Annotated in this window: 1 protein-coding gene and 3 pseudogenes; all 4 read right to left on the bottom strand. The window is 74.1% G+C overall.

What is annotated here, in order from left to right; genetic code table 11:
- Positions 1-473, bottom strand: a 473-nt coding sequence (locus IG88_RS44810; RefSeq protein WP_234332483.1) for an AMP-binding protein, incomplete at its 3' end; no start/stop codon positions are given.
- A 151-nt stretch (positions 474-624) separates the two neighbouring features.
- Positions 625-1,869 (bottom strand): annotated as a pseudogene (locus IG88_RS39700) (condensation domain-containing protein); the annotation flags it as partial.
- 43 nt (positions 1,870-1,912) lie between these two features.
- Positions 1,913-2,413: pseudogene (locus IG88_RS45395) on the bottom strand (phosphopantetheine-binding protein); the annotation flags it as partial.
- Positions 2,414-2,482: 69 nt separating this feature from the next.
- Positions 2,483-7,057 (bottom strand): annotated as a pseudogene (locus IG88_RS0137335) (amino acid adenylation domain-containing protein); the annotation flags it as partial.
- Between the last annotated feature and the right edge of the window lie 16 nt (positions 7,058-7,073).

The following is a 7,073-nucleotide window of genomic DNA, read 5'->3' as shown; positions in this document are numbered from 1 at the left end:
ACCGACACCCCATGACGCCGCATCAACCCCACAACAGCCCCCGGATCGACCACCACCTCCCGCCGCGCCACCACCACAGCCGCACCACACACCAACGGCAGATAGAGCTCGGTGTTGGCCATGTCGAACGACACGGTGGTGGCGAAGAGCATCCGCTCCCCGGGCGACAGGGGGAACCGCCGCCGCACCGCGGCCACGAAGTTCGCCAGCGCACCGCGGGGGACCGCGACCCCCTTCGGGGCGCCCGTCGAACCCGACGTGTAGATCACGTACTGCGTGTTCTCCGGCCGCACGGCCACTTCGGGCGGGGTGTCCGGGAACTCGGACAGGTCGGCGCCGGCCAGGAGGTCGGCGTCCAGGACGAGGACGGGGCGGGCGTCCGCGAGGATGCGGTCGATCCGGTCCCGCGGGTGGTCCGGATCGACCGGGACGTACGCCGCCCCCGACTTCAGCACCGCCCACAGCGCCACCATCAGTTCCGCGGTCCGGGGCAGGCACAGGGCGCGCCACCGCCGCGACCAGCCCGCCCTCCAGCGTCGGCTCCGCGGTGTCGTTCACCTCCGCCAGCAGCCGCTCCCGCTCCCGCGGACCGAGCACGTCGACGTCGCCGGCACGGATGCCCGGATCGGCGACCACCTGTTCAAGGACCCGCTTGAACCGCTCGGCCATGGCCTCGATCGTGGCGTGGTCGAAGAGGTCGCTTCCGTACTGGATGTCGCCGTGCAGCCGCCCCGACTCGTCCTTGGCCATGCTGACGTAGAGGTCCACCATGGTCCTGGCCGTGAGGGCCTGCTGGAACTCCACCTCCAGCCCCGGCAGGTCCAGCGGCGGCTTCTCGTAGTTCTGCCAGCCGCACATCACTTGGAAGAGCGGGCGGTGCGCGATGGAGCGGTCCGGGTTGACCGACTCGACCAGCACGTCGAACGGCAGGTCCTGGTGCTCGTAGGCCGCCAGCGCCTTGTCCCGCACCCGGGCGAGGACATCGGTGAACGACGGGTCGCCGGAGAGATCCACCCGCAGCACGAGGTTGTTCACGAAGCACCCGACGAGATCGGCCATCGCCTCGTCCGTCCGCCCGGCGATCGGCGTGGCGATCGGGATGTCCTGTCCGCTGCCGAGCTTGCCCAGCAGCACCGCCAGCGCGGCGTGCAGGACCATCGCCATGGACGTTCCGTGCTCCGCGGACAGCTTCTCGAGACCGGCCGTCACCTCGGGACACACGGCGAAGCCGACCACGCCGCCGTCCGTGCGCACCTCCGCGGAGCGCGGGCGGTCGAGCGGCAGGGTCAGCGGCTGGGGTATCCCGGCCAGTTCCTCGCGCCAGTAGGCGAGTTGCCTGGCGGCGAGACTGCTGGGGTCGCTCACCTCCCCGAGCACCTCGCGCTGCCACAGCGTGAAGTCCTTGTACTGCACCGGCAGCGGTTCCCAGTCCGGTGCCCGCCCGGCCAGCCGGGCGGTGTAGGCCGTGGCCAGGTCCTTGGCCAGCGGCGCGCCGGAACTGCCGTCCGTCGCGATGTGGTGGATGACCAGGACCAACGTGTGCACCCGGGGCGAGGTGCGGACCAGGGTCGCCCGCAGGGGGATCTCGCCGGCGAGGTCGAACGCGTGGGCGACCGCGTCCTCGACCGCGCCGGCGACGTCCTCCGGCGCCGCGTCGACCACCGGCAGCCGCACCTGGTCCCACGCCTGTTCCAGGGGCAGGACGCGCTGGTGGAGTTCGCCGCCGTCGGACAGATAGGTGGTGCGCAGTATCTCGTGCCGCTCGACCACGTCACGCAACGCCGCGGTGAGCGCGGCCCGGTCCAACGACCCTTCCAGCCGGAAGGCCGCCGACATGTTCCACGTCTCACCGCCCTCGAGCTGGTGCATGAACCAATAGCGACGTTGCGCGAAGGACAGCGGGATCATGGCCCTACTCCTCTACGGTCATCTTGCGCAGGCGGGGACGGCTGGATGAGCCCGGTGCTTGCGACCACTGTGCGAGCGCGGCCACCGTCGGCATGTCGAAGATCTTGCGGATGGGCAGCTCCACCCCCAGCTCGGCGCGGAGCCTGGCGATCAGCCGGGTGGCGAGCAGGGAGTGCCCGCCCAGCTCGAAGAAGCTGTCGTCGACGCCGACCCGGTCCAGGCCGAGCACCTCGGCGAACAGCGCCGCCAGGATCTCCTCGCGGGGGGTGCGCGGCGCGCGGTAGGTGGTGCCGGTGTAGTCGGGCTCGGGCAGCGCGGCCCGGTCCAGCTTGCCGTTCGGCGCGAGCGGAAGCCCTTCCAGGACCACGAAGGCGGACGGCACCATGAACTCCGGCAGCCGCGCCGAGACGAACGCGCGCAGCTCCTTGGGCTCGGGCACCGGGCCCGCGGAGGCCGGTACGACGTACGCGACGAGGTGCTTGTCCGTGCTCCTGCCGCGCCCGGCACGGGCGACGACCACGGCCTGCGCGACGCCGGGGTGTGCGGCCAGCTCGGCCTCGGTCTCGGCCGGTTCGACCCGGAAGCCGCGCACCTTGACCTGTTCGTCGGCCCGGCCCAGGTACTCGAGCTGGTCCTCGTCGTTCCAGCGGGCCAGGTCACCGGTGCGGTACATCCGGGAGCCGGCCGGGCCGAACGGGTCGGCGACGAAGCGCTCGGCCGTCAGATCGGCGCGTCCGTGGTAGCCGCGGCCCACACTGCCGCCGACGTACAGCTCACCGACCGTTCCCGGCGGCGTCACGGACAGCCCGGGGCCCAGCACGTAGGCCCGCATGTTGCCCAGCGGGGTGCCGATCGGCACGCTGCCCCGCGCGTCCCCGGTGCCGTCGCGGACGGTGTGGGTGGTGGCGTAGAACGACTCGCTCTGGCCGTAGGCGTTGACGACCCGTACGCCGGGGAAGGCCGCCCGTGTCTTCTCCGCGAGGGACGACGGCAGCGCCTCGCCGGCGAAGACGACCGTCTCCACGCTGGTGCGGCCGGCGATCCGGTCGAGCAGTTCGGCGAAGGCGGACGGAACGGTGGAGACGACACTGCCGCTCCAGCCGTCGCCCTCGCCCAGCACCAGGACGTCCCGGACCACCTCGGCCGTGCCGCCGGTCGCCAGCGTCGTGAAGATCTCGAACGCCGAGACGTCGAAGTTGACCGAGGTGCCGGCCAGCAGCCGCTTGCCCGGTCCCATGCCGACCCGGGAGGCCAGCCGCAGTACGCCGTTGACCACGGTGTCGTGGGTGATGGCGACGCCCTTGGGCCGGCCCGTCGAGCCGGAGGTGTACATGACGTACGCCAGTTGCCGCGGGAGGGGCGGCCGAGGGGCCGGGAGGGTGTCGTCGCCGCCGGGGCCGAGGGTGTCGAGCAGCACGTCCGGGGCGTCGTGGTCCGGCAGCGCGGCCAGGGTCGCCGAGTCCGTCAGCACCAGGTGCGGCCCTGCCTGGTCGAGGACGGCCGCGATGCGCCGGCCGGGGTACGCGGGGTCGACGGGCAGGTAGGCGCCGCCCGCCTTCAGAACCGCGAGCAGTGCCACCACCAGGTCGGCCGAGCGCGGCAACGACACCGCGACCACCGACTCGGCGCCCACGCCACGGCCGGCCAGCACACGCGCCAGCCGGCCGGCCCGGGCGCTCAGCCGGCGGTAGGTCAGCCGCGTGCCGCCGTCGATCACGGCGATCCCGTCCGGGGTCCGGGCGGCCTGTGCCTCGAAGAGCTCGGGGATCGTGGCGGCCGGCACCTCGGCGGCGGTGTCGTTCAGCTCGACGAGCAGCCGGTCCCGTTCGGCCGGTTCCAGCACCTCGGTCTGCGCGACCGTCGTGCCGGGGTCGGCCGCGAACTGCCGCAGGACGCGGACCAGACGGGCCGCGCAGGACCGCGCCGTGTCCCGGTCGATGTCACCCTCCTTGTACTGGAGCGTGAAGCGCAGGTGCGGATCGGCGGCGGCCATCAGGGTCAGCGGGTAGTGGGTTCCGGTGGACGGGCGGAAGTCGTCGAAGGCGATGCCGCCGGCGACCGCGCCGGCGGCGCCGAGCCCGTCCCAGTCGATCGGGTAGGACTCGAAGACGACCAGCGTGTCGAACAGGGTCTGCAGGCCGGCCGACTGCTGGATCTCGGAGAGCGCGTGGTGCTGGTGCTCCATGAGGCCGACCTGCCGCTCCTGGAGCCGGACCAGGACCTCGGCGAGGGTGTCGCCCGGCGCGCAAGCGACGCGGACCGGAACCGTGTTGATGAACATTCCGACCAGCGACTCGACGCCGGTCACCGCGGGCGGGCGGCCCGCGACGGTCGCGCCGAAGACCACGTCGTCGCGGCCGGTGAGCCGGCCGAGCAGCAGTGCCCAGGCGCCCTGGACCACGGTGTTGACCGTGACGCCCAGCTCGGCGGCCCGGCCGTTGAGGGCCCGCGCCTCCTCGGGCGGGAACGCGAAGTCGAGCTGCCCCCGTCCCGTTTCCGGCTCGTCCGCGCGCCTGCCGTCGCCCGTGGGGTCGGACGCCAGGAGCGTCGGCTCCTCGATCCCCTCCAGCGCCGCCGCCCAGGCCCGCGCCGCCTCGTCCCGGTCTTGCGCCGCCAGCCAGGAGAGGAAGTCACCGTAGTCGTGGGCGGCGGGCAGGGCGGCCGGATCGCCGTCGGCGGCGTAGAGAAGCAGCAGGTCCCGCATCAGCAGCGGCAGGGACCAGCCGTCGATCAGCGCATGGTGGGCGGTCAGCACGAACTCGTGCCGGTCCGGTTCGACAGCGACCAGCGCCAGCCTGATCAGCGGTGGCGCGGCCACGTCGAAGTAGGTGGCCCGGTCCCGCACGAGGAACCGCTCGAACGCCTCGGTCCGGTCCGGCGCGGCGCCGCCCGTCAGGTCGAGGTACTGGAACGGCAGTGTCACCGTCTCGGGCACCACCTGCACGACATCGCCCTCGGACCGGTCGACGAACGCGGCGCGCAGGCTGGGATGGCGGGCCAGCAGGGCCTGCCCGGCCCGGCGCATCCGCTCCGGGTCGACCGCGGTGGACAGCCGGAGCGCGAGCTGGACGTGGTACGGGTCGAACGACGCCCCGCCGAGTGTTTTGTGGAACAGGATCCCGGACTGCGCGGGGGTGACCGGCCACACCGTCGTCAGCCTGCCGTAGCGGTCCTGCCAGGCGTCGATCTCGTCCTGCTCCACGTCGACCAGGGGTACGTCCGTCGGAGTCGGCCCACCGGCGTCGGGTGTCGTGGCGTGCCGGGCCAGCGCGGTCAGGGCCTCGGCCCACAGCGCGGCCAGCCGACTCACCTCGGCGCGGGAGAACGCGTCGGCCGGGAAGGCGAAGCAGGCGGTCAGCTCGGGCCCTTGCGGGGTGGCGTCGGTCGTCGTGTCGATCTCCAGCGCGGACCGGAACAGCCGGGTCGCGTCCGGCGCGCCGTGCGGGTCCCGGTACGCCGTGTCCGGCTGCCACCCCTCGTCCCGGGGGCCGCCGGGAGGGCCGGCGGGGTCACTGTGATGGGTGAAGCCGATGCGCGGTTCCGGGGCACCGGTGAACTCGGCGGCGGTGTCCGGGTCCAGGTGCCGCAGCAGGCCGTAGCCGACACCCGCGTGCGGCAGGGACCGGAGCTGTTCCTTGACGGCCTTGACCGCCCGCCCGGCGGCCGGTCCGCCCGCGAAGGCATCGGCCACGTCGATCCCGGTCAGGTCGAGCCGGGCCGGGAACACCGTGGTGAGCGGGCCGATCGTGCGGGACAGGTCGGCGCCGGGTACGGCGTGCTCGTCGCGGGCCGGTGCGGTCAGGCGGACCAGGGTCGAGGGACCCTGGTGCCCGGTCGCCGGGCGCCAGCGGGCCAGCGCCAGGGCGAGCCCGGTGAGCAGGCCGTCGTCGACACCGGCGCGGAACACCGCGGGCAGCACCGTCAGCACGGCCTCGGTGACGTTCGCCGGCACCCGGACCCGTACGCTGTCCGGGCCCGCGGGGGTGCCGCTGCCCGGCTCGGGCGCGTCGGGCGCAGTCCCCTTCTCGCCCAGCACCGCACGCCATGCGGGCAGTTCGGCCCGTCGCGGTGCGGTGGCCGCGTCGTCGGCGAGCGCGTGCAGCCACCGGCGCAACGAGGTGCCCGCCGGGGCCGGTGCCGTGGTCCGGTCCCCGCGCGCCCGGCGGCCGGCGCGCACCAGGTCCGCGACCAGGATGCGCCACGACGTGTCGTCCATGACGAGCCGGTGCACGACGGCCAACAGCCGGTGACCGCGGGTGGCCGAGTCGAGCCACACGAACTGCGACGTCACGCCGGCGTCCGGGTCGAGGCGGCCCGCGGCGGCGTCCAGCTCGGCGGGGAGGGGGTCGTCGCCGGCGTCCCAGCGGACGTGCCGCACCAGCGCGTCCGCCGACACACTGCCCGGGGGCTCGATCAGCAGGCCGGGCCGCGCCCGGTCGAAGCGCGCCCGCAGCGCGTCGTGCCGGTCCAGCACCGCCTGTACGGCCCTGACCAGCTCCGCGCGGTCGACGTCCGCGGGCAGGGTCAGCAACCGGGAGGCGCAGGCCCGCTCGGCACCGCCGTGGAGCGGGCGGGTGTGCGCCGCGGTCGGGGGCAGCGGTGCCCAGCCGGTGCCGCCGCCCGGCAGCTCGCGGAGGGCCGGTGCCTCCTCGTCGCGGCCGGCCGCCAGCTCCGCGAGCCGGGCGGCCGTGCGGTGCTCGAAGATGTCCCGGACGCCGACCGCGAGGCCGCGGGTCTTCGCCCGGGCGACGACCTGGACGGAGCGAACGCTGTCACCGCCGAGAGCGAAGTAGTCGTCGTCGACGCCGACCCGGTCCAGGCCGAGCACCTCGGCGAACAGCGCGCAGAAGGTCTCCTCGGCCGGATTGCGCGGTGCCCGCCCCGTGGACCGCCGGGCGTAGTCGGGCACCGGCAGTGCCCGCCGGTCGACCTTGCCGTTCGGGGTCAGCGGCAGCTCCCGGAGCGGGACCAGCGCCGCCGGAACCATGTAGTCGGGCAGCCGCCGGGCGAGGCGTTCGGTGAGTTCGGCGACGAGCGGTTCCGCCGCCGCGTCACCGGTCTCCCCGCCGCTCTCCTCGGGCACCACGTACCCCACCAGCCGCCTGTCCCCCGGCCCGTCCTCACGCACCACCACCACCGCCCGAGCCACCCCCGGATGACCCTCC

This window comes from Streptomyces sp. NRRL F-5650, from assembly GCF_000721365.1.
Taxonomy (GTDB): Bacteria; Actinomycetota; Actinomycetes; order Streptomycetales; family Streptomycetaceae; genus Streptomyces; species Streptomyces ardesiacus.
Note: the sequence above shows the minus strand (reverse complement) of the source record. Positions and strands in the feature narration are given on the sequence as shown.